Annotated in this window: 21 protein-coding genes and 2 pseudogenes; 8 read left to right on the top strand and 15 right to left on the bottom strand. The window is 69.9% G+C overall.

All coding sequences use genetic code 11. The features are described 5' to 3' along the window. Nucleotides 1–107 precede the first annotated feature (107 nt). Nucleotides 108–1,319 (top strand): MFS transporter, encoded by a 1,212-nt coding sequence (locus OG936_RS02055; protein ID WP_406492107.1) that lies wholly within the window; start codon nucleotides 108–110, stop codon nucleotides 1,317–1,319. Between the two features lie 63 nt (nucleotides 1,320–1,382). Further along, nucleotides 1,383–2,129 (top strand): maleylpyruvate isomerase family mycothiol-dependent enzyme, encoded by a 747-nt coding sequence (locus OG936_RS02060; RefSeq protein WP_406492108.1) that lies wholly within the window; start codon nucleotides 1,383–1,385, stop codon nucleotides 2,127–2,129. 42 nt (nucleotides 2,130–2,171) lie between these two features. Here the strand turns inward: OG936_RS02060 and OG936_RS02065 are convergent, their stop codons facing one another. The 6 genes from OG936_RS02065 to OG936_RS02090 form a co-directional block, all read right to left on the bottom strand. Continuing rightward, nucleotides 2,172–2,570, bottom strand: coding sequence for a MarR family winged helix-turn-helix transcriptional regulator (locus tag OG936_RS02065; protein ID WP_406492109.1), 399 nt, complete (start codon nucleotides 2,568–2,570; stop codon nucleotides 2,172–2,174). A 213-nt stretch (nucleotides 2,571–2,783) separates the two neighbouring features. Continuing rightward, nucleotides 2,784–3,449, bottom strand: a complete 666-nt coding sequence (locus OG936_RS02070) for a response regulator (RefSeq protein WP_406492110.1) — start codon at nucleotides 3,447–3,449, stop codon at nucleotides 2,784–2,786. Next, nucleotides 3,446–4,675: a sensor histidine kinase gene (locus tag OG936_RS02075; protein WP_406492111.1), complete on the bottom strand. Its 1,230-nt coding sequence runs from the start codon at nucleotides 4,673–4,675 to the stop codon at nucleotides 3,446–3,448. The genes OG936_RS02070 and OG936_RS02075 overlap by 4 nt, the downstream gene beginning before the upstream one ends. A 427-nt stretch (nucleotides 4,676–5,102) precedes the next feature. Next, entirely contained in the window at nucleotides 5,103–5,885 is a 783-nt protein-coding gene (locus tag OG936_RS02080) for an IS630 family transposase (RefSeq protein WP_406492112.1), read from the bottom strand. Continuing rightward, complete coding sequence (locus OG936_RS02085) at nucleotides 5,774–6,244, bottom strand: helix-turn-helix domain-containing protein (protein ID WP_406492113.1); 471 nt, start codon at nucleotides 6,242–6,244, stop codon at nucleotides 5,774–5,776. The genes OG936_RS02080 and OG936_RS02085 overlap by 112 nt, the downstream gene beginning before the upstream one ends. A gap of 88 nt (nucleotides 6,245–6,332) precedes the next feature. Continuing rightward, a complete protein-coding gene (locus OG936_RS02090; RefSeq protein WP_406492115.1) occupies nucleotides 6,333–7,040 on the bottom strand; it encodes a TetR/AcrR family transcriptional regulator in 708 nt (235 codons plus the stop codon). Nucleotides 7,041–7,167: 127 nt separating this feature from the next. On the opposite strand from OG936_RS02090, the gene OG936_RS02095 reads away from it, so the two are divergent. Further along, nucleotides 7,168–7,620 carry a nitroreductase family deazaflavin-dependent oxidoreductase gene (locus OG936_RS02095; protein ID WP_406492117.1) on the top strand — a complete coding sequence of 151 codons (453 nt, stop codon included), beginning with the start codon at nucleotides 7,168–7,170 and terminating at the stop codon, nucleotides 7,618–7,620. 133 nt (nucleotides 7,621–7,753) lie between these two features. Here the strand turns inward: OG936_RS02095 and OG936_RS02100 are convergent, their stop codons facing one another. Next, nucleotides 7,754–8,968, bottom strand: a complete 1,215-nt coding sequence (locus tag OG936_RS02100; RefSeq protein ID WP_406492119.1) for a geranylgeranyl reductase family protein — start codon at nucleotides 8,966–8,968, stop codon at nucleotides 7,754–7,756. Between the two features lie 183 nt (nucleotides 8,969–9,151). Here OG936_RS02100 and OG936_RS02105 point away from each other — a divergent pair, with 183 nt between their 5' ends. Then, complete coding sequence (locus OG936_RS02105) at nucleotides 9,152–10,516, top strand: dipeptidase (protein WP_383759157.1); 1,365 nt, start codon at nucleotides 9,152–9,154, stop codon at nucleotides 10,514–10,516. Between the two features lie 21 nt (nucleotides 10,517–10,537). Further along, nucleotides 10,538–10,999, top strand: coding sequence for an MBL fold metallo-hydrolase (locus OG936_RS02110; RefSeq protein ID WP_406492121.1), 462 nt, complete (start codon nucleotides 10,538–10,540; stop codon nucleotides 10,997–10,999). Here OG936_RS02110 and OG936_RS02115 read toward each other — a convergent pair. The 5 genes from OG936_RS02115 to OG936_RS02135 form a co-directional block, all read right to left on the bottom strand. Then, nucleotides 10,958–11,995 (bottom strand): NUDIX domain-containing protein, encoded by a 1,038-nt coding sequence (locus tag OG936_RS02115; RefSeq protein WP_406492123.1) that lies wholly within the window; start codon nucleotides 11,993–11,995, stop codon nucleotides 10,958–10,960. The genes OG936_RS02110 and OG936_RS02115 overlap by 42 nt on opposite strands. Nucleotides 11,996–12,491: 496 nt before the next feature. Then, the gene (locus OG936_RS02120) at nucleotides 12,492–13,082 is read right to left on the bottom strand and encodes a fasciclin domain-containing protein (RefSeq protein ID WP_406492125.1); all 591 of its coding nucleotides are present in this window, start codon (nucleotides 13,080–13,082) and stop codon (nucleotides 12,492–12,494) included. Between the two features lie 217 nt (nucleotides 13,083–13,299). Beyond that, entirely contained in the window at nucleotides 13,300–14,229 is a 930-nt protein-coding gene (locus OG936_RS02125; protein ID WP_406492127.1) for a carbohydrate ABC transporter permease, read from the bottom strand. Then, complete coding sequence (locus OG936_RS02130) at nucleotides 14,226–15,140, bottom strand: carbohydrate ABC transporter permease (RefSeq protein WP_383759162.1); 915 nt, start codon at nucleotides 15,138–15,140, stop codon at nucleotides 14,226–14,228. Before OG936_RS02130 ends, OG936_RS02125 begins: the two co-directional genes overlap by 4 nt. Nucleotides 15,141–15,184: 44 nt before the next feature. Continuing rightward, on the bottom strand, nucleotides 15,185–16,474 hold the full coding sequence (locus tag OG936_RS02135; RefSeq protein WP_406492129.1) for an ABC transporter substrate-binding protein: 1,290 nt from the start codon (nucleotides 16,472–16,474) through the stop codon (nucleotides 15,185–15,187). A 268-nt stretch (nucleotides 16,475–16,742) separates the two neighbouring features. Here OG936_RS02135 and OG936_RS02140 point away from each other — a divergent pair. After that, nucleotides 16,743–18,780 (top strand): annotated as a pseudogene (locus OG936_RS02140) (NPCBM/NEW2 domain-containing protein). Nucleotides 18,781–18,910: 130 nt separating this feature from the next. On the opposite strand, the gene OG936_RS02145 reads toward OG936_RS02140, so the two are convergent. Beyond that, nucleotides 18,911–19,864: an ROK family protein gene (locus OG936_RS02145; protein WP_406492131.1), complete on the bottom strand. Its 954-nt coding sequence runs from the start codon at nucleotides 19,862–19,864 to the stop codon at nucleotides 18,911–18,913. A 181-nt stretch (nucleotides 19,865–20,045) separates the two neighbouring features. On the opposite strand from OG936_RS02145, the gene OG936_RS02150 reads away from it, so the two are divergent. Beyond that, complete coding sequence (locus OG936_RS02150) at nucleotides 20,046–21,074, top strand: LacI family DNA-binding transcriptional regulator (RefSeq protein ID WP_406500298.1); 1,029 nt, start codon at nucleotides 20,046–20,048, stop codon at nucleotides 21,072–21,074. 12 nt (nucleotides 21,075–21,086) lie between these two features. On the opposite strand, the pseudogene OG936_RS02155 reads toward OG936_RS02150, so the two are convergent. Next, a pseudogene (locus tag OG936_RS02155) lies at nucleotides 21,087–21,302 on the bottom strand (amidohydrolase); the annotation flags it as partial. A gap of 229 nt (nucleotides 21,303–21,531) precedes the next feature. Between OG936_RS02155 and OG936_RS02160 the strand changes: the two are divergent. After that, complete coding sequence (locus OG936_RS02160; protein WP_406492132.1) at nucleotides 21,532–22,374, top strand: alpha/beta fold hydrolase; 843 nt, start codon at nucleotides 21,532–21,534, stop codon at nucleotides 22,372–22,374. A gap of 64 nt (nucleotides 22,375–22,438) precedes the next feature. On the opposite strand, the gene OG936_RS02165 is transcribed toward OG936_RS02160, so the two are convergent. Further along, nucleotides 22,439–23,737 carry a DUF6986 family protein gene (locus OG936_RS02165; RefSeq protein WP_406492133.1) on the bottom strand — a complete coding sequence of 433 codons (1,299 nt, stop codon included), beginning with the start codon at nucleotides 23,735–23,737 and terminating at the stop codon, nucleotides 22,439–22,441. Between the last annotated feature and the right edge of the window lie 76 nt (nucleotides 23,738–23,813).

Here is a 23,813-nt window from a genome sequence, read left to right on the forward strand (position 1 = left end):
CATGATCCGCGGGTGTTGCCGACGCCCCGGTGGCGCACATGCGCCTCGTGCGCCCGCGACAGGCAGCCGTCTTGCGCGCGTTGTCCGGACGCCCCTATGCTGAGTTTGTGCCGCAACTAAACAAATTGCGGACGGCCCTGCCGGGGGGACCGGGCGAAATCACCGCCCCAGCTTCATCGGCCCGCCTCCGTACCGCGCTGACCGTGTTCTTCGCCCTCGACGGCTTCCTCTTCGCCGGCTGGGTGGTCCGCATCCCGGCCATCAAGCACCAGACCGGCGCCTCGGCCGCCACTCTGGGGCTCGCCCTGCTCGGCGTATCCGCCGGGGCCGTGGTGACCATGACGCTCACCGGCCGGCTGTGCCGGCGCTTCGGCAGCCATCCGCTGACCGTGGTCTGCGGCGTTCTCCTTTCCCTGAGCATCGCCCTGCCCGCACGGACGCATTCGGCGCTCGCGCTCGGCCTGGTACTGCTGGTCTTCGGCGCCGCGTACGGGGGGATGAACGTGGCGATGAACAGCGCGGCCGTCGACCTGGTCGCTGCCCTGCGGCGCCCCGTGATGCCCGGCTTCCACGCCGCGTTCAGCCTCGGCGGCATGGTCGGCGCCGGGCTCGGCGGCCTGGTCGCGGGCGGCCTCTCCCCCGCCACGCATCTCTTCGTCCTCACCGGGGTCGGACTCCTGGTCACCGCGGCGGCCGGCCCGGTGCTGCTGCGTACTCCGGCACCGGGGCCCGCGTCCACGGCCGGCACCGCCGAGGTGCCGCGGCCGGCCGGGCGGGCCCGCCGCACGGTGCTCCTGTTCGGCGTGATCGCGCTGTGCACGGCGTACGGCGAAGGCGCGCTGGCCGACTGGGGCGCCCTCCATCTCGAACAGGACCTGCACGCCCACCCGGGTGTCGCCGCCGCCGGATACTCCCTGTTCGCACTGTCCATGACGGCCGGTCGGCTCAGCGGTACGGCGCTGCTCGAACGGCTCGGCCAGACCCGGACCCTCGTCGCCGGCGGGACGACGGCCGCCGCCGGGATGCTCCTCGGCTCGCTCGCCCCGACCACCTGGTCGGCGCTCCTCGGTTTCGCCGTCACCGGTCTCGGTCTGGCCAATATCTTCCCCGTCGCGGTGGGCCGGGCGGGCGAGCTGGCCGGGCCCGGAGGAGTGGCCGCCGCGTCGACGCTCGGGTACGGCGGGATGCTGCTCGGGCCGCCCGCGATCGGTTTCCTGGCCGACTGGCTCTCCCTGCCACTGGCCCTCACCACGGTGGCGCTGCTGGCCATCGCGGCCGCCGCGCTGGGATACGGAGCACGCAACGCGGCGCACGCCTGAGAGGCCGGCCCTGCTGCGCGAACGCCCCGCCGGGCAGCCCGGCCCGCTGACACAATCACCACCATGGAGATCACGGATCACATCAACACCCTCGCCGCCGAAGGGCACTTGCTGGCGGCCGCCGCACAGGGAGCGGGAACCGGGGCGCCCGTGCCGACCTGTCCGGACTGGCAGGTACGCGACCTGCTCCGGCACACCGGGCGGGTGCACCGCTGGGCGACCGCTTTCGTCGTCGAGGGCCACACCTCGTACCACCCCGCCGGTGAGGAACCGGATCTGGACGGACCCCAGTTGATCGACTGGTTCCGCGAGGGCCACGGCCTCCTGGTCGACGCGCTGAAGACCGCACCGGCCGGACTGGAGTGCTGGACCATCATGCCCGCCCCGTCGCCGCTGGCGTTCTGGGCCCGGCGACAGGCGCACGAGACCACGATTCACCGGGTGGACGCGGAGTCGGCGCGCGGTGGACGACTTTCACCGGTGACGGCGGATCACGCGGTGGACGGCATCGACGAGTTGCTGCGCAGCTTTCACAGCCTCCCGAGAAGCAGGGTACGTAGCGACACACCGCGCTCCCTGAGGGTGTGCACAACGGACACCGACGCCGCCTGGACCGTGCGGCTCTCGCCACAGCCGCCGCAGACCGTGCGGGATGACGCGTCGTCCGAAGCGGTCGCCGTGGACTGCGAGTTGAGCGCTACGGCCGAAGAGCTCTATCTGACGCTGTGGAACCGGCTGCCGCTCACGGCGATCACCGTGACCGGAGACCCGGAGCCGGCGCGGATCTGGTCCGAGAACTCCGGGATCTGATCCCGTCGGCGGGCCGGGGCGAGACGACGCCGGACGAGGCGCTCAGTCCCCCGGCCCGTTCAGCATCCGGGCGAGCACGGACCTCTGCAGCGGCTTCACCTCGGCATGGCGCGCCCGGCCCTTCGCCGTCAGCTCGACCCTGACGCCCCGGCGGTCCTCGCCGCACATCGCCCGGCACACGAGGCCGTCCTTCTCCAGCCGCGCGACGAGGCGGGACAGCGCGCTCTGGCTGAGATGGCCCCGGGCAGCCAGCTCCTGTACGCGGCAGGCGCAGCCGCCGTCCTGCGCCGCGCCTTCCGCGAGGATGTCGAGAACCTCGAAATCGCTGGCGCCCAGACCGTGCCGGTGCAGCTCGCGGTCGAGCTCACAGAGCGTCCTGGCGAGCGCGAGGATGTCCCGCCACTCGTCGACGACCACCCGCTCGGACTTGTTCGCCGCCATGACCGCACGTCAGCAGAGATGACACCTCTTGTTGCATGTGCATCAAATGCACATGCGTTCAATGCACGCGCACGTACTGTGCTGCTCGTGACCTCTCCGCTCAACGGTGGCCGAGGGGAAGTTCCCGGCCCTCGGCCACCGCACGCGTGAGCTTCGAGACCCGGGTTCACGAGGCCGTGGCCCGGCCGGCCGCGCCTGTCGGGGTGCGCCGGGTCAGCCGAGCCAGCCGGGGCGCACGAGCCCCGACTCGTAGGCGAGTACGACGAGCTGGGCTCGATCCCGGGCGCCGAGCTTCACCATGGTGCGGCTGACATGGGTCTTGGCGGTGAGCGGGCTGACGACCAGCCGTCGGGCGATCTCCTCGTTGGAGAGCCCTATGCCGACGAGTGCCATCACCTCCCTTTCCCGTTCGGTGAGTTCACTCAGGCCGGTGACCGCCGCGGGTTCCTTGGACCGGGCCGCGAACTCGGCGATCAGTCGGCGGGTGACCCCGGGCGAGAGCAATGCGTCGCCGGCCACCACCGCGCGTACCGCCCGCAGCAGTTCCTCCGGTTCGGTGTCCTTGACGAGAAAGCCCGAAGCGCCGGAGCGGATCGCCTCGAAGACGTACTCGTCGAGCTCGAAGGTGGTGAGCATGACCACCTTCACGTCACGCAGCCCGGGGTCCTCGGTGATCGCGCGGGTGGCGGCGAGGCCGTCGAGACATGGCATCCGGATGTCCATCAGCACGGTGTCCGGCCGTAGTTCGCGCACCTTGCGTACGGCCTCCTCACCGTCGGCGGCCTCGCCCGCCACCTCGATGTCGGGCTGGGCGTCCAGCAGGGCCCGGAAACCGGCCCGGACCAGTAGCTGGTCGTCGGCGAGCAGTACGCGGATCACGGTGTCTCCTCCTTGGGCGCCGCCGCGCCTGGCGAGTCGGACAGCAGCGGAAGCTCGGCCCGCACGCGGAAGCCGCCGTCGGCCCGGGGGCCCGCCTCGATCGTGCCACCCAGGGCGGCGGCGCGCTCCCGCATGCCCGCCAGTCCGTTGCCGCTGCCGCCCGCCTCGTTACCGGTGGCCGGTCCTTCGTCGTCGATACGGAGCCGGATGCGGCCGGGCTCGTAGCCGATCCGGACCTGCGCGGTGCGCGATCCGGAGTGCCGGACCACGTTCGTGAGCGCCTCCTGGACGATCCGGAAGGCGGCGAGATCCGCGCCGGGCGGTACGGAGCCCCGCATCCCGTCGGTCTCGACGGTGACGGTCAGTCCGGTGCTCGCCGCCTGTTCGACGAGTTCGGGGAGCCGGTCGAGTCCGGGAGCCGGGGCCCTGGGGGCGTCTCCGGGGGCGCGCAGCGTGTCAAGGACCTGACGGACCTCGCCCAGCGCCTCCTTGCTGGCGGCCTTGATAGTGGTGAGGGCGGTACGGGCCTGTTCGGGGTCGGAATCCAGCAACGCGAGCCCGACGCTCGACTGCACGTTGATGACGGAGATGCTGTGGGCCAGGACGTCATGGAGCTCACGCGCCATCCGCAGTCGCTCCTCGTCGGCCCGGCGCTGCTGGACGGCCTCCCGTTCGGCGCGCTGGTCCGCCCACTGCTCACGGCGTACGCGGACGAATTCGGCGGCGGCGACGATGGCCACCACCCAGGCGGCGATGCCCAGTTCCTGCCCCCACGGTGCGGCGTGGCCACCGGAGGGCGGGAGCCAGTGGGCCACCAGGACGTGCCCCAGCCACACCATGCCGACGGCCGACCAGGCGGCCCGCCGGTGCCCTGCAACGACGGCGCTGAAGCAGGCCACGGCGACGGCCAGGAAGACCGGCCCGTACGGATATCCGGCGGCCAGATAGACCATCGCGGCGGCCGACGCCCCGAAGACGGCCACCACGGGGTGACGGTGGCGCAGCAGAAGCACGGCGACGGCCAGGAAGAGCAGCAGCCGCGCGAAGAGGTCCAGCGGCGCCCGCTCGCCCATCTGCCCCCGGGCCGCGATGGTCGAACCGATCATGACGACGGCACCGAGCAGGATCGTCGACGGCCAGGGCAGCCGGGAGGCGGAGTACCCCGGTTCCCCCGTCAGCCACCGCGGCAGCCCGCCGTGGCCCCAGTGTGAGCGTTGCTCTTCCATGGCGGCCACGCTAGACGGCGGACCACCGCGCGGGCGTCAGCCGGGCGTGGTGATCACCCGTACTCCCTGTGGAGTACGACGTACGGACCGATGGAGGGCGACGCCCGGTCCCGGGCCTGCCATTCGGCGATCAGACCTGATTCGCGTGCCCCCGGCACCGCCGCGATCAGTCCCGGTCCGGACGAAGGACCCTAGCGCCCCTCCCGGCAAGCTTTGCCCCGTCGCGGCACCAGTGCCGGGAGCGGCACTAGTGCCGCGACCGGCAATGTTTGCCCGGAAGGAGCGTCGTCCAGTGCGTGCGATCGCAAGGCGGCCGGAAGTCCTTGTAGCGGAGCTACCAGGGCTTTTGGCCAACGCAGCGAGCGTGCGTGCTGGGCGGCGCGACGGGGCAAAGCTTGCCGGGAGGGGCACTAGTAGACCGTCGCAGCTAATTTTTGGGATAGAGGTGGCGCAGTTTGATGCGTGCGTCGTGCGTGGTGAACTGCCAGTCCACGTGACGTTGGTCGGTGTTGGTGGCGTTCTGCCAGGCCGAGAGTTCGGTGTTGAGGATGTCGAGGTCGCCGATCCGGCGGTCGAGACATTGCCGGGTCAGCGCGGAGAGTTCGATCTCGGCGATGTTGAGCCATGACCCGTGTTTGGGCGTGTGGTGGATCTCGAGGCGTTGGGCCAGCGCGAAGGCCTCTTCTGGTTCGAATGCCTCGTACAGTGAGGCGATGCCGTGGGTGTTGAGGTTGTCCATCACCAGCACCACGGCCTCGGCGTCGGGGTAATCCACGCTCAGCAGCTGCTTGACCTGGCCGGCCCAGTCGATCCGGGTCCGCTGGGACAGTGCCTGAACTCGACGCCACCCGCGCAGGGGTTCGACCCACACGAAGATTGAGCACGTGCCGCAGCGGATGTACTCGCTGTCCTGGCAGGCGTCGTGACCAGGGCGGGCCGGGAGCGGGTCGCGGGCATGGTCGAGGAGCTGGTAGGGCTTCTCGTCCATGCACACCACCGGACGTGCCGGGTCATATGGCCGGGCATAGACGGCCAGCACGTCTTCCATCCGGGCCGCGAACTCCGCGTTCGCTCGTGGTGGGATGGTCCAGCACTTCTTCAGGTGAGGACGCAGTTCCGTTTTTTTAAGACCCGCCCGATGGTGGAGTGGTCCAGATCGGGGATGTCCTCGACCAGCGCGACGTGCTTCTCCAGCAGCCGCAGTGACCACCGGGCATGGCCTTGGGGTGGCTGTGAGCACGCCATCGCGATCAGCCGGGCTTCGACCTCACCGGTCACTGGCGAGGGCACCGGTGGGAGGTCGCGCTTCTTCCGCGCGATCGTGGCGTGAACATCGCCACCGGTCTCGGCGAAACGCTTGGCGACCAGCCGCAACGTCTCACCGGAGACGCCGAGCCGGGCCGCGATCACCTCCTTGGGATCCGCCTCACCCGCCGAGGTATCCAGTGCAAGCAGTACCCGCGCACGCATGATCATCGAGGCCCCACGAACACCTGTCGTGGTCACCCGGACCAACTCCTCGCGATCCTGCACGGTCAACCTGACCGGCCGCTTCTTCTGCGAACCCATGACAACAGTCCTGTCTGGCAAAGGGGAAGGAATCTGCCAGACACCAACCTCCCAACCAGACACGCCATAACTAAACAGCGACACGCTACTAGCTGCCACGGGGGCCGAGCAGCCCGACCGTGCGGGCCAGTTCGGTGACGGCCTCCCGGAAGAAGACCTCCCGGGCCTCCACCACCCGGTTGAACTGGCCGAAGATCTCGAAGGAGATCAGCCCGAATATCTGTGACCAGGCGGCGATCAGCGGCGCTGCGACACCCGGAGGGAGGCCGGGCGCGAATTCGGCCACCATCCGCCCGGCCTCGGCGCGCAGCTCGGCGGCGAGTGGCGGCACGGCGAGACCGTCCGTGCGGTAGGCGTCGCCGACGATGGTGATCAGGACGAGGCCGACGCGGGAGGCGGGTCCGATCGTGGCCTGCGGCGCGGTGTAGCCGGGCACGGGCGAGCCGTAGATCAGGGCGTACTCGTGGGGGTGGGCCAGAGCCCAGTCGCGTACGGCGCGGGCGACCGCGGTCCAGCGTGCGAGGTGCGGGGCGGCCTCGTCGACGGCGGCCCGGTGAGCGGCCTCGGCGGTCTCGCCCACGGCGTCGTACGCGTCGACGATCAGGGCCGTGAGCAGCTCGTCCCGGCTGGGGAAGTAGCGGTAGAGCGCGGAGGACGCCATGCCGAGCTCCCGTGCGACGGCGCGCAGTGAGAGTTTCGCGGCGCCCTCGGCCGCCAGTTGCTTCTTCGCCTCGCCCTTGATGGCGGCGGTGACCTCGATACGGGCCCGTTCCCTGGCTCCCCGGACAGTGCTCATGGGCTTCAGTCTGCCACGGACAGAGAGCACCGACCAACAACGAGAGCGGCGCTCTTGTTTTTGAGCACCGATTCCGTGCACACTGCTCTCAATCGAGAGCACCGCTCTCACAATGAGGAGAGTCACCATGTCTCAGCCGTACTACCTTCAGGGCAACGCCTTCAGTGTCCGGATGAACGGCGTCATCGGCTGGCTGGCCCGGCACGGCGTCAGCCTTCAGGGCTCGGCCGAACTGTCGGTACGCGGCCGCAAGAGCGGGCAGCCTCAGCGCATCCCCGTGAACCCCCACACCCACAAGGGCGCGCAGTACCTGGTCTCCGCACGCGGTCACTCCCAGTGGGTGCGCAACATGCGGGCGGCCGGCGGCGGCGAACTGCGGGTGGGCCGGAAGGTTCGCACCTTCACGGCCGTGGAGATCGCGGACGACGAGCAGAAGGCACTCGTCGTCCGCACCTACCTGGAGCGGTGGGGATGGCAGGTCAACCAGTACTTCCAGGGCGTCACCGCGAAGTCCACGGACGCCGAACTCCTGGCAGCCTGCCCGGACCACCCCGTCTTCCGGGTCGCCGTACAGGACTGACCCGTAGCGGCCCGCCCCTCCCGGGCGTCCCGGCACCCGGCACCCGGCACCCGGCACCCGGCACCCGGCACCCGGCACCCGGCACGACCCTCCCAGTCTTCCGAGCGCCGCGAAGCGCCCCGGGTGTCAGGCCCTAACGGTCCATCGCCGACAGTGCCCGCTGCGCCAGCGGATGCGTACGGACCAGCTCGGCCAGCGAGGTCGTTCCCCGGGTGATCCCCGCGAACGCGTTCCACGCCGGGCGGAAACCCGTCAGCACCGCGTGCAGCACCCCGGGGCGGCGCTCGAAGAGCTTCAGCATGCGCCGTCCGACGCCCATCTCGACACCCAGGCCGGCCTTGATGGCGAAGGCGTAGTTCAGTGCCTGGCGCCGGGCGTCCACCGCGTCGTGCGACTCCGCGATGCGCACCGCCCACTCACCCGCGAGCCGCCCCGACCGGAGCGCGAAGGAGATGCCCTCGCGGGTCCACGGCTCCAGCAGTCCCGCCGCGTCGCCGCACACCAGCACCCGCCCGCGTGACAGCGGCGAGTCGTCGCTGCGGCAGCGCGTCAGATGCCCGGAGGAGACCTTCGGTTCGAAACCGGCGAGACCGAGCCGGGCGATGAAGTCCTCCAGGTACCGCTTCGTGCCCGCGCCGTCGCCCCGCGCCGAGATCACGCCGACGGTGAGGACGTCCCCCTTGGGGAACACCCAGCCGTAACTGCCGGGCATGGGACCCCAGTCGATGAGCACCCGCCCCGCCCAGTCCTCCGCGACCGTCTCCGGAACCGGGATCTCCGCCTCCAGGCCGAGGTCCACCTGGTCGAGCTTCACCCCGACATGAGCACCTATCCGCCCCGCGCTGCCGTCCGCGCCGACGACCGCGCGGGCAAGCACCGTCTCGCCGCCGGACAGCACCAGGGCGACCGTGCGCCGGTCCGGTACCGCGGCGCCGTGCTGCTCGACCCTTGTCACCGTCGCTCCGGTACGGAGTTCGGCGCCCGCCTTCTGCGCCTCCTCGACCAGTCCCGCGTCGAACTCGGGGCGGTTGATGAGCCCGAAGAGCATCTTCTTCGAGCGACGGGTGCGCGCCAGCCTGCCGTTGAGCGAGAACGTGACCGCGTGGATCCGGTCCCGCAGCGGCAGTTCGAATCCGGGCGGCAGCGAATCACGCGAATACCCGATGATGCCGCCGCCACACGTCTTGTAGCGGGGCAGTTCCGCCTTTTCGAGGAGCAGTACCCGTCGGCCGGCGACCGCCGCCGCGTATGCCGCGGAGGCTCCGGCCGGTCCGCCACCGACTACGACGACGTCCCACACGGACGACTCTTCGTGCTCATGCCCGGCATCTGCGTTCTCGCTGCTCACGATGTGCTTCTGCTCCCGATCCCACCAGTGGCCCATGCTGCTCACGGCATCCTACGGCGCGCCCGGCCCGCCGCCCGCTGTGGGAGGATCGACCGTACCTTCGTCCTTCATGCAACGCCGCACACCCGGTGTGCATGTAGCCGGATTCGTACACATAACGTCGCACCCACGAGGAGCGTGCCCATGACCGCCCGTCCGATCTCCGAGACCATTGCCTCGCTGATGCCTCGCGCCAAGACGGAGCTGGCCGAGCTGGTGGCCTTCCAGTCGGTGGCGGATCCCGCGCAGTTCCCGAAGAGCGAGTGCGAGGCGGCCGCCAACTGGGTCGCCGACGCGCTGCGCGCAGAGGACTTCCAGGACGTCGCCCTGCTCGACACCCCCGACGGCACCCAGTCGGTGTACGGCTTCCTGCCCGGCCCGGCAGGCGCCCCGACTGTACTGCTCTACGCGCACTACGACGTGCAGCCGCCGCTCGACGAGTCCGCCTGGCTCTCCCCGCCGTTCGAGCTGACGGAGCGGGACGGCCGCTGGTTCGGCCGCGGCTCGGCGGACTGCAAGGGCGGCTTCATCATGCATCTTGTCGCCCTGCGCGCCCTCAAGGCGAACGGCGGCGTCCCGGTCTCCGTCAAGGTGATCGCCGAGGGGTCCGAGGAGCAGGGCACGGGCGGCCTTGAGCGTTACGCGGAGGCGCACCCCGAGCTGCTGACCGCCGACACGATCGTCATTGGCGACACCGGCAACTTCCGGGTCGGTCTGCCGACGGTCACGGCGACACTCCGCGGCATGACGATGCTGCGCGTCACGCTCGACACCCTCGAAGGGAACCTGCACTCCGGACAGTTCGGCGGCGCCGCCCCGGACGCGCTGGCCGCGATGATCCAGCTGCTGGCGTCGCTGCGCGCCGAGGACGGCACCACGACCGTCGACGGTCTCGCCACGGACACCGAATGGGACGGACTGCAGTACTCGGAGGCCGAGTTCCGCAAGGACGCGAAGGTCCTCGACGGCGTCGGACTGATCGGCACGGGCACGGTCGCCGACCGGATCTGGGCCCGGCCCGCCGTCACCGTCATCGGCATCGACTGCCCGCCGGTGGTCGGCGCGACCCCCTCGCTCCAGGCGAGCGCACGGGCGCAGATCAGCCTGCGTGTACCTCCGGGCCAGGACGCCGCCGCGGCGACCGGGCTCCTGACCGCCCACCTGGAGGCGCACGCCCCCTGGGGGGCCAGGGTGTCGGTGGAACAGGTCGGCCAGGGCCAGCCGTTCCGCGCGGACACCTCCAGCCCGGCGTACACGTCGATGGCGCAGGCGATGGAGGCCGCGTACCCCGGCGAGAAGATGCAGACGTCCGGCATGGGCGGCTCGATCCCGCTCTGCAACACCCTCGCCGCGCTCTACCCGGAGGCCGAGATCCTCCTGATCGGCCTGAGCGAGCCGGAGGCGCAGATCCACGCGGTGAACGAGAGCGTGTCGCCGGAGGAACTGGAACGTCTGTCGCTCGCCGAGGCGCTGTTCCTGCGGAACTACGCGGAGTCCAAGCTGGCCTGACCCTGCGTCACCGTTCCCGCCGTGTTCCGGCGGGTCTCCTGTGCGCAGGGCTCGACCGGTCCGCCGCTCCGTCCGCGGTGGACCGGGTCCGGACCACGGAACGTTCCTTGGCGCCGACTCCGGTTCACCCCCGGCCCCGCGGGTTCCGGGCCGTCTGCGCAGCCGCACTACGCGGTGAGCGGAGCTCGCGGCTCGGGGGCCCGGGTGGTCCACTCCCCCGGCCACACCCCCGGTTCCATCGGTGTCCATCTGCCGCACCACGGTGTGCTGTTCACCGGCGACTGCGTGGCCGCGGTCGACCGGGTGATGCTGGGCGTCCTCAACATCGACCGGACGCGGGCCCTGGCCTCGTTCCGGCGGCTGGCCGCGCTGGAACCGGCCACGGCCTGCTTCGGGCACGGCGATCCGCTCACCGTCGACGCCGCCGCGGTGCTGCGCGCCTCAGCCGACCGGGACTCCGGCCTCCAGGTTGAGCACGGTTGACCGCTCCCGGGCGCGCAGCGCCCAGCGCAGCCGTTCGTACCGGGTGGTGGGCAGCATGGTGGCCGCCTCCTCCTCGGTGACGAACCGCCAGCAGCGCAGTTCGGAGCCGGGCAGCAGCAGCCGTTCGGCGTCCGCGCCGGGCAGCAGGCCGCCGTCGAAGAGCATCCGCAGCCCTCCGTAGCCGGGTGGTTCGGGCGCCTCCCAGTCGACCACGAGGAGTTTCGGCACCCGGTCGAGGTGGATGCCTATCTCTTCGGCCACTTCACGGATTCCGGCCTGTGCCGGTGCCTCGCCGGCCTCGACCACCCCACCGGGGAATTCCCAGCCGGGTTTGTACGTCGGGTCGACGAGCAGCACCCGGTCGTGTTCGTCGAAGAGCAGGACGCCGGCCGCGACGGTCTCCGCCGTCGGCTCGGGCGTCTGTACGATCTCGCAGGCGGCGGCCGCTCCGGTGCGGACCGCCTCGGCTATTCGCTCGGCCGTCTCGTACGGGGAGAGCGCGCTGGTGTCGATGGGGTGGGCGTCCCGGGTGAGCCAGCCGAGCGCCGCCCGGTAGGGCTCGATGTGCTCGTAGGCCCACTGCCGGATTCGTTCGCTGTGCTCCGGGTCGTCGGCGAACTCCACCCGGTCGGCGATCCTTTTGCGCAGGATCGTTTCCTCGGGTGAGAGCAGAACATGGCGCACCGGAATGCGCCGGGAGGCGAGCCCTCCGAAGATCTCGTCGCGATACTCCTGTCGTAGCAGCGTCATCGGCACCACCAGTACCCCGGACACCTCGGCGAGCACGGCTGCCGCGGTATCCACCACCAGACGCCGCCAGATCGGCAGGTCCTGGAAGTCCGTCACCTCGGCAAGTCGCTTCTGGGGCAGCAGATACCGCAGCCCCGCGCCGATCAGTTCGGGGTCGTAGAAGGTGCTGTTCGGGATCAGATCGACAAGCTCGCGCGCGGCGCTCGTCTTGCCCGCGCTGAACGCACCGTTGATCCAGACGATCACGGTTCCCCCTCTTCCGTAGCCCCCTGTGGCTTGCCCGCAACACCCTGCCGCGAAAACCCGCCTGTGGCGATGCTGCTACCCGAAAGGACCCGTCGGATGCCCGCGTGCGACGTCCCCTTGTGTTCGCCGTGCCCCGCCGAGCAGCGTGACGCTGTAGTGGACGGCCGCGCTACGGACCCGTCGTCGACTGTCCCCGGCCGGACGGACAGGCAGCACACGGCTGTTGCCGAAGCGACGGTGGCACGGGGGAACGAACGATGCGGAAGAAACGAGCCGGAGCACAGGAATCGGGCCGGCCGCCGGCGTATGACACGTCGATCGCCCAGCAGTCGATCGCCCAGCAGAAGTGCGAGAACGAACTGCGCACAAGGGGCTGTGCGCCAGGAACCGCCATGGCCCCTGCGGGCCGCGGACGCCCTCCCCTCGGCTCGCAGGGGCACAGGACCGGGACGAAGTCCTGCCGACCGGGCAGGAATCGTCGTCCCGGTGCGGGATCCTAGGACGGCGGCATGAGGACCTTGTCGACGAGGTAGACGGTGGCGTTGGCCGTCTTGATGTCCCCACAGACGATCTTCGCGGTGTCGTTGACCTTGAACGACGTGCCCGACCCGGTGGTCTTGAGCATCGAGCCCTCCCGCGTCTTGAAGCTGCCGTTGGGGAGCTCGCTGGGAGTGATGGTCTTGTCCACGACGTGGTAGGTCAGGACCTTCTTCAGCTGCGCCTTGTCCTTGAGCAGGCCGGCCAGCTGCATCTTGGAAATCTTGTCGAAGGCCGCGTTCGTGGGGGCGAAGAGGGTGACGTGCTTCGCGTCATTGAGCTTGGTGGTGAGTCCGGCATCCTTCAACGCGAGTGCCAGCTTGGTCAGTTTGGGGTTGTTGGCCGCTGCGGTGGCCACGCGTTCCTTGGCACTGCCCTTGCCCTCGTGCGGCAGCGAGGAACATCCCGGGCCGAACGGGCTCGGTGTGCTGGAGGGGCTGGACGCCGTGTTGTCGGCGAACGCCTGCGGGGCGAACGCGCCGAGCGAGAGCGGGAAGGCCACCACAGCGGTGATCGCTGCGGCACTCGTACGGATGCGATGTGAACTCATGCCGGTTCCTCTTCCCTCTGGAAGGAGGTCCGTGAGGCGTCGATGGCGACCCTCGCAGGACGAAGAGTGTGTCCGGCCGCCGGGGGCCTGTGCACCGCTCCGACATGCCTCATGGACCACTGGATCAAGCCTAGACATCACCTGGCGAAAAGCGCACCCCGAGGGCATTTGACTGGTTGCACCACTTACCCACGCCCGGTTTCTCACCGGCCGTCCGCTACCCCTTGCTGGAGCCCAGGGTGAGGCCCGCGATGAAGTGGCGCTGGAGCAGCAGGAAGACCACGAGCGTCGGCAGCGCGACGATCACGGAGCCCGCTGCGAGCAGGTTGTAGTCCGTGAAGAACTGCCCCCTGAGATTGTTCAGCGCCGAGGTGATGGGGAGCTTGTCGCCGTCGGAGATGAAGACCAGTGCCCAGAGGAAGTCGTTGTACATCCAGGTGAACTGAAGCGTGCCGAGTGCGGCCAGGGCGGGACGGCAGAGCGGCAAGGTGATCCGCCGGTACTGGGTCCAGACACCCGCGCCGTCGACGATGGCGGCCTCCAGGATCTCCTGCGGCAGGGTGCGCATGAAATTGGCCAGGACGAAGACGCAGAAACCGAGCTGGAAGCCGATCTGGACGACGATGACGGCCCAGTACGAGTCGAACATCGTCATCGAGTCGGACATCCAGTAGGGCAGCGGAATGCGGTTGAACACGACGTACAGGGGCGTGACGATCACCTGCTGCGGCAGCAGGTTCCCGGCGGTGAAGAGCATCAGCAGGACGAGCCCGCCACGCATCTTCAGCCGGGCCAGTGCGAAGGCCACGAACGAGGCGAGGAAGAGGGTGATGACCACCCCCGGGACGGCGATGATCATGGTGTTGACGAAGTACTTCGTCATGCCGGAATCGGAGAACGCCTGGCGGTAGTAGTCCAGGGAGAGGTGGCGCGGCAGCGAGAAGTAGCCGTGTGCGGAGGTCTCGTCGTACGGCCGCAGCGATGCGTACACCGCGAGTAGCAGCGGGGCGAGGAAGGCGAGGGAGACCGCCATCAGGAAGGCGTGGACACCGATCCTGCCGGGGCGCACCCGGCGCCGGGCGGCCGGGGCCGGATGCGTCTGTGGCGCGGTGGGGCGGGCGGCGGCGGGGGCGGCGTGGACGGTCAACGGTTCTTCTCCCCTCGGAGCTCCTGGACGAGGTACGTCACGACGAATCCCAGGGAGACGGCCAGCAGGACGACGGCGATGGCGGAGCCGAAGCCGATGCGGCTGGCCTCGCCGATGATGTTGTCGGTGACGAGCACCGAGAGCAGTTCGAGTCCGTTGCGGCCGTGATTGACGGCGTACACGATGTCGAAGGCGCGCAGGGACTCGATGACGGTGATGACGCCGACGATGACGTTGACCGGCCGCAGCGTGGGGAAGACTATGCGGAAGAAGGTCTGCGCCTCGCCCGCCCCGTCGATCGCCGCGGCCTCCTTGAGCGAGGGGTCGACGGCCTTGAGCCCGGCGAGGTAGAGGATCATCACGTAGCCGGTGTGCCGCCAGGCCGCGGCCAGCAGGACCATCCAGATGTTGAGGTCCGGATCACCGAGCCAGTCGGTCGGCGAACTCGTGTCCCCGATGACCGCGTTGAGTGCTCCCTGGTCGCGGGAGAAGACCAGTTGGGCGATGAAGCCGACCACGGCGAGCGACAGCACGACAGGCATGTAGAGCGTCGACTGGTAGAAGCGGCTGAAACGCACGCCCCTGTCGATGAGTACGGCGAGCAGCAGCCCGAACGGTGCGGCGACGAGGCCGAGGAAGGCGAGCCAGAGCAGGTTGTGCCGGGCGGCGGGCCAGAACTGCGGGTAGTTGGTGAAGAGGTTCGCGTAGTTCTGCGTACCGACCCACTTGATGTCACCGATGCCGTCCCAGCTGGTGAAGGAGAGCACGACGGAGGCAAGGGTGGGTCCCCATACGATGGCGATGTCGAGCAGGACGGGTATGCCGAGCAGCACACCCAGTACGGCGAGGTCGCGGCGGGTGAACCGCCGCGAGACCCGCCGCCCGGTGCGCCGCGTCGAGATGAACGACACGGTCGGTACTCCAGGTTCCGTCGGATTGCATCGGCGCGTCCGGGTCAGTCGGCGGCGAAGATGGTCTTCTTCTGCCGTTCGATGTCGTTGACCAGTCCGTCCACGTCGTTCGGGTTGCTGATGAACTTCTGGATCGCCGGGATCATGACCGTGGAGGAGAAGTCCGGCCGGGTGTCGCGGTCCAGGAACTGGGAGATCTGCTTCGCCCCGGAGACCAGATCCACGGCCTTCTTCTGGAGGGGTGAGTAGGCGGAGATGTCCGCCTGGTCGCTGACCGCGATGTTGTTCGGGTCGCTCTTCAGGTAGATGTCCTCGGCCTTCCCGGTGGCCAGCCACTTCAGCAGGTCCTTGGCGCTCTCCAGGGTCTTCTTGTTCTTGAGGTTCTTCGACTTCTTCGCCAGCAGGAATCCGTCGATGGGTGCCTCGACCGCGTCCTGTCCGTGCTCCGGGTTGATGACGGGGAAGGGGAAGAAGTCGATGTCGCTCTGTTCGCCCTTCGGGAACTGGGCTCCGGGGTGCGGCAGACCGAACACGGCCATGCCGGCCTCCCTCTTCTGGAGGCTGTTGGCGGCCTCCTGCCAGGTACGGCCGTTGGCGCCCTGCTGGCAGTACGGGAGCAGCCGGCGCCAGGTGTCGAAGACCTCCCTGACCCGCTTGTCGGTCCAGGCGACTTCCCCCGCCATCAGGCTCTTGTGGAACTCGTAGCCGTTGGTCCGCATGTCGATGTAGTCGAAGGTGCCCATGGCGGGCCAGCCGTCCTTGTCGCAGAAGGCGATGGGGTCGAGCTTGTCCTTCTGCATCTGCTTGGCGAGAGCCACGTACTCGTCGAGGGTTTTCGGAGCCTGATAGCCACGGTCGGCGAACAGGCTCTTCCGGTGGAATACGGCCCATGGATAGTAGTAGTACGGCGTGAGGTACTGCTTGCCGTCCGCTCCGGTGGACTGGGCTTTCAGTGCGGCCGAGAAGCCCTTGTAGTCCTGCCAGTTGTCGCTGATTTCGTGCAGCAGGCCCTTCTTGGCGAAGAACTGCATGCGGTTGCCCGCGAACCACATGAAGACGTCGTCCGGCTTGCCCTGCAGATACCGGTTGATGTTCTCCTGAAAGGTGTTGTGGTCGACCGTGTTGACCTTCACCTTCCGCCCGTCCGACTGCGCCTCGTACGCCGCGAAAGCTTCCGCGAATGCCTTCTTCGGAATGGGGTCGGACGAATTCGAGCCCATGGTGATCGTTTTCCCGTCGCCACCGGGGCCGCTGCCGCAGGCGGTGAGCAACGCCGGCAGGGTCACGGCTCCCGCACCAACTGCCGTACCACGCAACAGACTTCGCCGAGACATCCGATGTCCTGCGACGCTGCCCGGTACACCTGACCTGCCGTAATCAGACTGCGTCATGCCCGACTCCTCCGGAGATGCAACCCAACACAACCGAACGTGCGATTGGATCTCACCCCCAACTGGGGGCGTCGTCAAGGGTTTTGACGAGATATCAGAGGAGCCGCAGCCCCACCTCTTCCAGCAGACTTCAACACGGCCTAACGTAATCGCACGTCTTGGCGTGCACATGACGTCATCCGATCACGGACGAGTGTGGAGGAACGTAACGATGCGTTATCTTCCAACCCGTACAACCCGAACCGACCGACGCGGACTCATCGGAGCGCTGCTGGCCGGACTGCTCTGCGCCGCGGGCGCCACCGGGCCCGCCGTCGCGGACACACCCGCTCCGGCCCCCGCTCCGGCGCCACGGGCCGGTATCGGTCTTGCGCTCACCCCTCCGATGGGGTTCAACAATTGGAACTCGACCCACTGCCGCGCCGAGTTCAACGAGTCGATGGTCAAGGGAATCGCCGACATCTTCGTCGAGAAGGGCCTCAAGGACGCCGGCTACGAGTACGTCAATCTCGAAGATTGCTGGGCGAAGCCGCAGCGCAATGCGGACGGAAAGCTGGAGGCCGATCCGCAGCGCTTCCCGAACGGCATCAAGGCCGTCGCCGACTACGTCCACTCCAAGGGCCTGAAAATCGGCATCTACACCAGCGCCGGCACCAAGACCTGCGACAGTGTGGGCCTTCCGGGGGCGCTCGGCCATGAGTACAGCGATGCGCGGCAGTTCGCGGACTGGGGAGTCGACTACCTCAAGTACGACAACTGCAACAACCAGGGCGTCGACGCGAAACAGCGCTACACGACGATGCGGGACGCGCTCGCGGCGACCGGCCGCCCCATCGTCTACAGCATCTGCGAATGGGGCCAGAACAAGCCCTGGGAATGGGCCGGCGAGCTCGGCAACCTCTGGCGCACGACGTATGACATCAGCGACAGCTGGGGCAGCATGCTGTCGATCATGAAGCAGAACCTGCCGCTCGCCGCCGCCGCGGGACCGGGGCACTGGAACGACCCCGACATGCTCGAAGTCGGCAACGGCGGAATGACGGACACCGAGTACCGCACCCACTTCTCCATGTGGTCCGTGATGGCGGCGCCGCTGCTCATCGGCTCCGATCTGCGCAAGGCGACTCCGGAGACCTTGAAGATCCTCTCGAACCACGAGGTCATCGCGGTCGATCAGGACCCGCTGGGAAAGCAGGGCGTCGTGGTCTCCTCCAATGGCGGGCGCTGGGTCGTCGCCAAGGAGATGAAGGACGGCAGCCGGGTCGTGGCGCTCTTCAACGAGACCGGGTACGCGCAGCGCATCTCGACGACCGCGAAGGAGGCGGGTCTGCCGGAGGCCGACGCGTACACGATGCGCGACCTGTGGCAGCACACGACGTACAACACGGCGGGCGGCATCTCCGCGACCGTCCCGGCGCACGGCACGGTACTGCTGCGCACAGCCGCCGACAGCAAGTGGGCCACCAACCCGCCGGCCGTGGAACTCGGTCTGAACGGCAGCCCGTTCGTGGAGGCCGGCCGCGACACGCGTCGCTGACGACGACGGTCACCGATCTGGGCCGTACGCCTGCCAAGAACGTCTCCACGGCGCTCACCGGCCCGTCGGGCTGGCAGATCAAGGCCCTGTCGCCGACCGGCACCGACGTCGTGCCCACCGGCCGTGCGCTGACCGCACGCTGGCAGGTGACGCCTCCCGCGGGCACAGCCACCGGTACGTACGATCTGAAGCTCAGCGCCGAGTACCAGTCTCCGACCGGGACGCGCGTGCAGACCTCGGTGCCGTTCCAGGCGCGTGTGGTGTGGCGCCCCCGGCGGGCAGCAGCTATCTGAGCGATCTGCCGCAGCTTTCCGCGTCCAACGGCTGGGGCCCGGTCGAACAGGACACCAGCAACGGTGAGAGCCAGGCGGGGGACGGCAATCCGATCACCATCGGCGGCACGGTCTTCGCCAAGGGACTCGGTGTGCATGCCGACAGCGCCGTCGAGTTCTACACCGGCGGGGCGTGCGGCGCCGTGACGGCCCAGGTCGGGGTCGACGACGAGATGGGGGCCAAGGGCACGGTCGCCTTCGAGGTCTGGGCCGACGATACGAAGGTGGCGTCGACCGGCGTACTGACCAATGCGATGCCCGCACAGCCGCTTTCCGCGGATGTGAGCGGCGCGCAGGTGGTCCGTCTGGTGGTCACCGACGGCGGGGACGGCATCGACTCCGACCACGCGGACTGGGCGGACCTGCGGATCTCCTGCTGACGGAAGCGTCGGGCCGGACGGCCGACGCGGCGTCGCGGTCATGGCCCCATCGCGTCTTCGGACGCCGGACGGGCCCCGGAACTCACGGAGCCCGGGGCCCGTCCGGCGCTTCTCACCGCGCCGTCGGCGGTCAGGCCAGAACGGCCGCGCCGCCCGGACCCACCCGCGCCGCCGCGGCCGCCGCGCCCACCAGCCCCGCGTCGGTGCCCATCACCGCCGGGGCCACCGTGAGGTGCTGGACGAAGGAGAGCGTGGCGTACCGGCGCAGGGCACGGCGCAGCGGAGCGAACAGGATGTCGCCCGCGCCGGCGACTCCCCCGCCGATCACCGCGATGTCGATCTCGACGAGCGTGGCCGTGGCGGCGATCCCGGCAGCCAGCGCCTGCGCGGCACGCTCGAACGAGGCGATGGCGATACGGTCCCCGGCCCGCGCGGCGGCGGCCACGGCAGCGGCCGAGGCGTCGCTGTCCGGTCCGGGCCGCCAGCCGGTCTCCAGCGCCCGGCGGGCGATGTTCGGTCCGCTGGCGATGCGTTCGACGCAGCCGCGCGAACCGCACGGGCACGGGTCGCCGTCCAGATCCACGCTGATGTGGCCGATGTGCCCGGCGTTGCCCGTGGGGCCGGGGTGCAGCTTTCCGCCGAGGACGAGTCCGCCGCCCACACCGGTCGACACGACCATGCACAGCGCGTTGTCGTAGCCGCGGGCCGCGCCCAGCCAGTGCTCGGCCGCCGTCATCGCGACGCCGTCGCCGACGAGTTCGACGGGCAGTCCGCCGACCGCCTTGCCGACGCGCTCCACCAGCGGGAAGTCGCGCCAGGCGGGGACGTTGACGGGGCTGACCGTGCCGGACGCGGCGTCCACCGGGCCCGCGCTGCCGATGCCGACAGCCGTCGCCCGTCCCCACAGCGGTGAGCCGGACAGCTCGGCCAGGACCTCCGTCACGGCCCCCATCACCGTCTCGGCGCTCTCCCGGGCGGGCGTCGGCCGCTGCGCCCGTACGAGAAGCGCGCCGCCGCCGTCCACCAGCGCGGCGGCGATCTTGGTTCCGCCGATGTCCAGCGCGGCGACGAGGTCGGTATGCATCGGTGTGGCTCCGTGATGAGTCGGGTACGGGACCTGCGGCTTCAGTAATCAGTCTGCCCAGTCTCCAGTCAGCTGACAACGTTGTCCAGGGCCTATGCTCGACGCCACAGCCTCCGGCCTCTCCGCAGCACCGTTCGCGGGCCCGCCGGACCACCCGCAGCCGACGACAGGACAGCGCACCGTGGCCGAGACCGCCCGTCACTCCGAGACCCGTTACGGCAACCGGCCGACCATGAAGGATGTGGCCGCTCGCGCCGGAGTGGGCCTCAAGACGGTCTCCCGTGTGGTCAACAGCGAGCCGGGGGTCACGCCGGACACCGAACGCCGGGTCCAGGAGGCCATCGAGGCGCTCGGCTTCCGCCGCAACGACAGCGCGCGCGTCCTGCGCAAGGGCCGCACCGCCTCCATCGGGCTCGTCCTGGAGGATCTCGCCGACCCGTTCTACGGGCCCCTGAGCCGCGCGGTGGAGGAGGTCGCCCGGGCGCACGGCGCCCTGCTCATCAACGGGTCGAGCGCCGAGGACCCGGAGCGTGAGCAGGAGCTGGTCCTGGCCCTGTGCGCGCGCCGGGTGGACGGTCTCATCGTGATCCCGGCCGGCGACGACCACCGCTATCTGGAGCCGGAGATAGAGGCGGGCGTCGCCACCGTCTTCGTGGACCGCCCGGCGGGCCGGATCGACGCCGACATGGTTCTCTCCGACAGCTTCGGCGGCGCCCGCGAGGGCGTCGCGCATCTGATCGCGCACGGCCACCGCCGGATCGGTTTCATCGGCGACCAGCCGCGCATCCACACCGCCACCGAGCGGCTGCGCGGCTACCACGCGGCCATGGCGGACGCCGGGACGGCGGTGAAGGACTCCTGGGTCTCCCTCGGCTCGACGGCCCCGGACCGGGTCCGGGCCGCGGCCGAGGAGATGCTGTCCGGCCCCGAGCCCGTCACCGCGCTGTTCGCGGGCAACAACCGGGTGACGGTGACGGCGGTACGCGTCCTCGCGGAGCAGGAACGACGGATCGCCCTGGTCGGCTTCGACGACATCGAGCTGGCCGACCTGCTCGGCATCACCGTCATCTCCCAGGACGCCGCGGCCGTGGGCCGGACGGCGGCCGAGCATCTCTTCCGCCGGCTGGACGGCGCGGACGACGCGCCGACGCGGGTGGAACTGCCGACGTCACTCATCGCCCGCGGCTCCGGCGAACTGCCGCCGGCCTGAGCCGGGGGTCGACGGACCGGACCCGTGCCCGCCGCGCCCGCGCACGGTCACGTCCAGGGCATCGGCGGCGGTCAGGATCGGTCCGGGGCGGGTGCCGACGAAACCGTGCGGCAGCAGGGCGGACGCGACATGGAGGGCGTATGCGGCCTCCGGCCTGGTGCCCGCGGCATCGAGCACACCTTCGTCGACCATGACCCGGGCCCCGGTGTCGCCTTCCTCGCCGGGCCGAACCACGCGGCGCAGCGCGACCAGTTCGGGCAGGAGCGCGGCGGCGGATCCACGGAGGTCGGCGGGGAAGCGAGTTGCACCGGTCATGACGTTTCCTCGCGAGTCGGCCCCCTGTCCTCACCGTTTTCGGCTCCCGTGCCACCCAGTCCCCACAAAGGCGACCGGCCTGGCCGCGGAGCTCTGCATAAACCGCTTGCCATCTCTGTCGTACGGTCATAACGATTACGTCGTGTCTGCTTTCACCGCTCCCGACGGAACCGAACTCGCCTATCACCTCGTGGGTGAAGGCGAGCCGCTGCTCGTTCTGCCCGGTGGCCCCATGCGCGCCTCCGCCTACCTCGGCGATCTGGGTGGGTTGTCGAGCCGACGTCAGCTGGTCATGCTCGACCTGCGGGGCACCGGCGACTCAGGCATCCCCGCCGACCCGGCCACCTACCGCGTCGACCGACAGGTGGCCGATGTGGAGGCCTTCCGCGAACACCTCGCTCTGGACCGCGTGGACGTGCTGGCGCACTCCGCGGGCGGCGATCTCGCGATCCTCCACGCGGCCCGGCATCCCCGGCGCATCCGGACTCTTACGCTGATCACCACCCGTGCGCGTGCCCTCGGTGTCGACTTCACCGAGGAGCATCGTCGCGAAGCCGCCGCCCTGCGCACGGCCGAGCCGTGGTTCAAGACCGCGCGGGACGCGTACGAGGCGGTCCGGGCAGGCTCCGCCACCGACGCCGACCGGGATGCCGTCGCCCCGTTCTTCTACGGGCGTTGGGACACGGCCGCCCAGGCCCACGCAGCAGCCGACGTCGAGCAGAGCAACTACGAGGCTGCGGACATCTACGCGTCCGACGGCGCCTTCGCCCCTGCCGCGGCCCGCGACGCCATAGCCGCGCTGGAGGCCCGGGTGCTGGTCCTTGCGGGCGAGCTGGACAGTGGTCCGCTTCCTCGCGTCGCGGCCACCGTCGCGGGATTGTTCCCCGAGGCCGAATTCGCCGTCCAGTCGGGCGCCGGCCACTTCCCATGGCTCGACGATCCCTTCCGCTTCAGCGGGACCGTCGAGACCTTCCTGCGGGGCTGACGGTACGGGCCGGAGCCCATGCCCTCCTGATGGCGGGTTACGGCACGGGCCGGACCCACACGCGCTACGGCCCCGTCACCGTCAGCCCCCCGCGTCGCGGCGACGCGAAGGCGTCCAGGTCCGCGCGCGTCAGCCCGGTCAGCCGGGCGACCTCCGCGGCGTCCAGGGCGCCGCAGTCGATGCCGCGCAGGAGATATCCGCTGAGCGCCTTGGCGGTGGCGGGTTCGTCCATGACGTCGCCGCCCGCCTTCGCGACGTACGCGGCGAGCCGCCCGGCGGCCTGCTCCAGGCCCTCGCGGTAGAAGGTGTACACCGCCGCGTAACGGGTCGGCAGGTGGCCCGGGTGCATGTCCCAGCCCTGGTAGTAGGCGCGGGCCAGCGCGCGCCGCGTGAGGCCGTAGTGGAGCCGCCAGGCGTCGTGGACCTGGTGGGTGGGGCCGACCGGAAGGACGTTGGTGGAGCCGTCGGAGACCCGTACACCGGTGCCCGCGGCGGCGACCTGCATGACGGCCTTGGCGTGGTCGGCGGCCGGGTGGTCGCTGGCCTGGTAGGCGGGACTGACGCCGACGCAGGCGCTGTAGTCGAAGGTGCCGTAGTGCAGACCGGTGGCGCGGCCCTGCGCGGCGTCGATCATGCGGGCGACGGCCGCGGTGCCGTCGGCGGCGAGGATGGACTGGCTGGTCTCGATCTGGATCTCGAAGCCGATCCGGCCGGCCGGCAGGCCGTGCGCCTGCTCGAACGCTTCGAGGAGCCGGACGAAGGCGGTGACCTGCTCGGGGTACGTCACCTTGGGGAGGGTGAGGACCAGTCCGTCGGGGAGGCCGCCCGCCTGCATCAGGCCGGTGAGGAAGACGTCCGTGGTGCGGATGCCGCGGTCGCGTACGGCGGCCTCCATGCACTTCATCCGGATGCCCATGTACGGGGCGGCCGTGCCGTTCTCGTACGCCTGTGAGACGAGCCGGGCGGCGCGGGCCGCGGCCTCGTCCTCCTCGGCGTCGGGGCGGGGCCCGTAGCCGTCCTCGAAGTCGATGCGCAGGTCTTCGACGGGCTCGCGCTCCAGCTTGGCGCGTACTCGCTCATGGACGGGGGCGGCGAGCTCGTCCGGGATGCCGAGTGCGGTGGCGAACGAGGTCGCGTCGGGGGCGTGTTCGTCGAGGGCCTTCAGCGCCTGGTCGCCCCAGGACCGGATGGTGCCGGAGGTGAACGCGTCGCCGGGGACGTAGACCGTGTGGACCGGCTGGCGCGTGCCCGGGTCTCCCGGGTAGCGGCGGGCGAGCTCGGCGTCGACCGCGGTGAGGGAAGCGCTGATCTCCTCGCTGACCGCACCGGCGAGACTCGTTGCCACCTTCTCCTGCTGTCCCATTTCCACACCCTCCACAGTCACGTTGTTTCCGCTTCCCGGAATCAATAGTCCGTATAGTGAAGTTATAAGGCCGTTG

The sequence above is a fragment of the Streptomyces sp. NBC_00846 genome, from assembly GCF_045207325.1.
Lineage (GTDB): Bacteria > Actinomycetota > Actinomycetes > Streptomycetales > Streptomycetaceae > Streptomyces.

What these genes read in the sequence shown, in the direction of transcription:
- OG936_RS02135 (WP_406492129.1), bottom strand. Translation starts at nt 16,474, where the DNA reads ATGTCTCGGCGAAGTCTGTTGCGTGGTACGGCAGTTGGTGCGGGAGCC.
- OG936_RS02075 (WP_406492111.1), bottom strand. Translation starts at nt 4,675, where the DNA reads ATGGAAGAGCAACGCTCACACTGGGGCCACGGCGGGCTGCCGCGGTGG.
- OG936_RS02165 (WP_406492133.1), bottom strand. Translation starts at nt 23,737, where the DNA reads ATGGGACAGCAGGAGAAGGTGGCAACGAGTCTCGCCGGTGCGGTCAGC.
- OG936_RS02085 (WP_406492113.1), bottom strand. Translation starts at nt 6,244, where the DNA reads ATGGGTTCGCAGAAGAAGCGGCCGGTCAGGTTGACCGTGCAGGATCGC.
- OG936_RS02105 (WP_383759157.1), top strand. Translation starts at nt 9,152, where the DNA reads ATGACCGCCCGTCCGATCTCCGAGACCATTGCCTCGCTGATGCCTCGC.
- OG936_RS02145 (WP_406492131.1), bottom strand. Translation starts at nt 19,864, where the DNA reads ATGCATACCGACCTCGTCGCCGCGCTGGACATCGGCGGAACCAAGATC.
- OG936_RS02065 (WP_406492109.1), bottom strand. Translation starts at nt 2,570, where the DNA reads ATGGCGGCGAACAAGTCCGAGCGGGTGGTCGTCGACGAGTGGCGGGAC.
- OG936_RS02120 (WP_406492125.1), bottom strand. Translation starts at nt 13,082, where the DNA reads ATGAGTTCACATCGCATCCGTACGAGTGCCGCAGCGATCACCGCTGTG.
- OG936_RS02095 (WP_406492117.1), top strand. Translation starts at nt 7,168, where the DNA reads ATGTCTCAGCCGTACTACCTTCAGGGCAACGCCTTCAGTGTCCGGATG.
- OG936_RS02060 (WP_406492108.1), top strand. Translation starts at nt 1,383, where the DNA reads ATGGAGATCACGGATCACATCAACACCCTCGCCGCCGAAGGGCACTTG.
- OG936_RS02090 (WP_406492115.1), bottom strand. Translation starts at nt 7,040, where the DNA reads ATGAGCACTGTCCGGGGAGCCAGGGAACGGGCCCGTATCGAGGTCACC.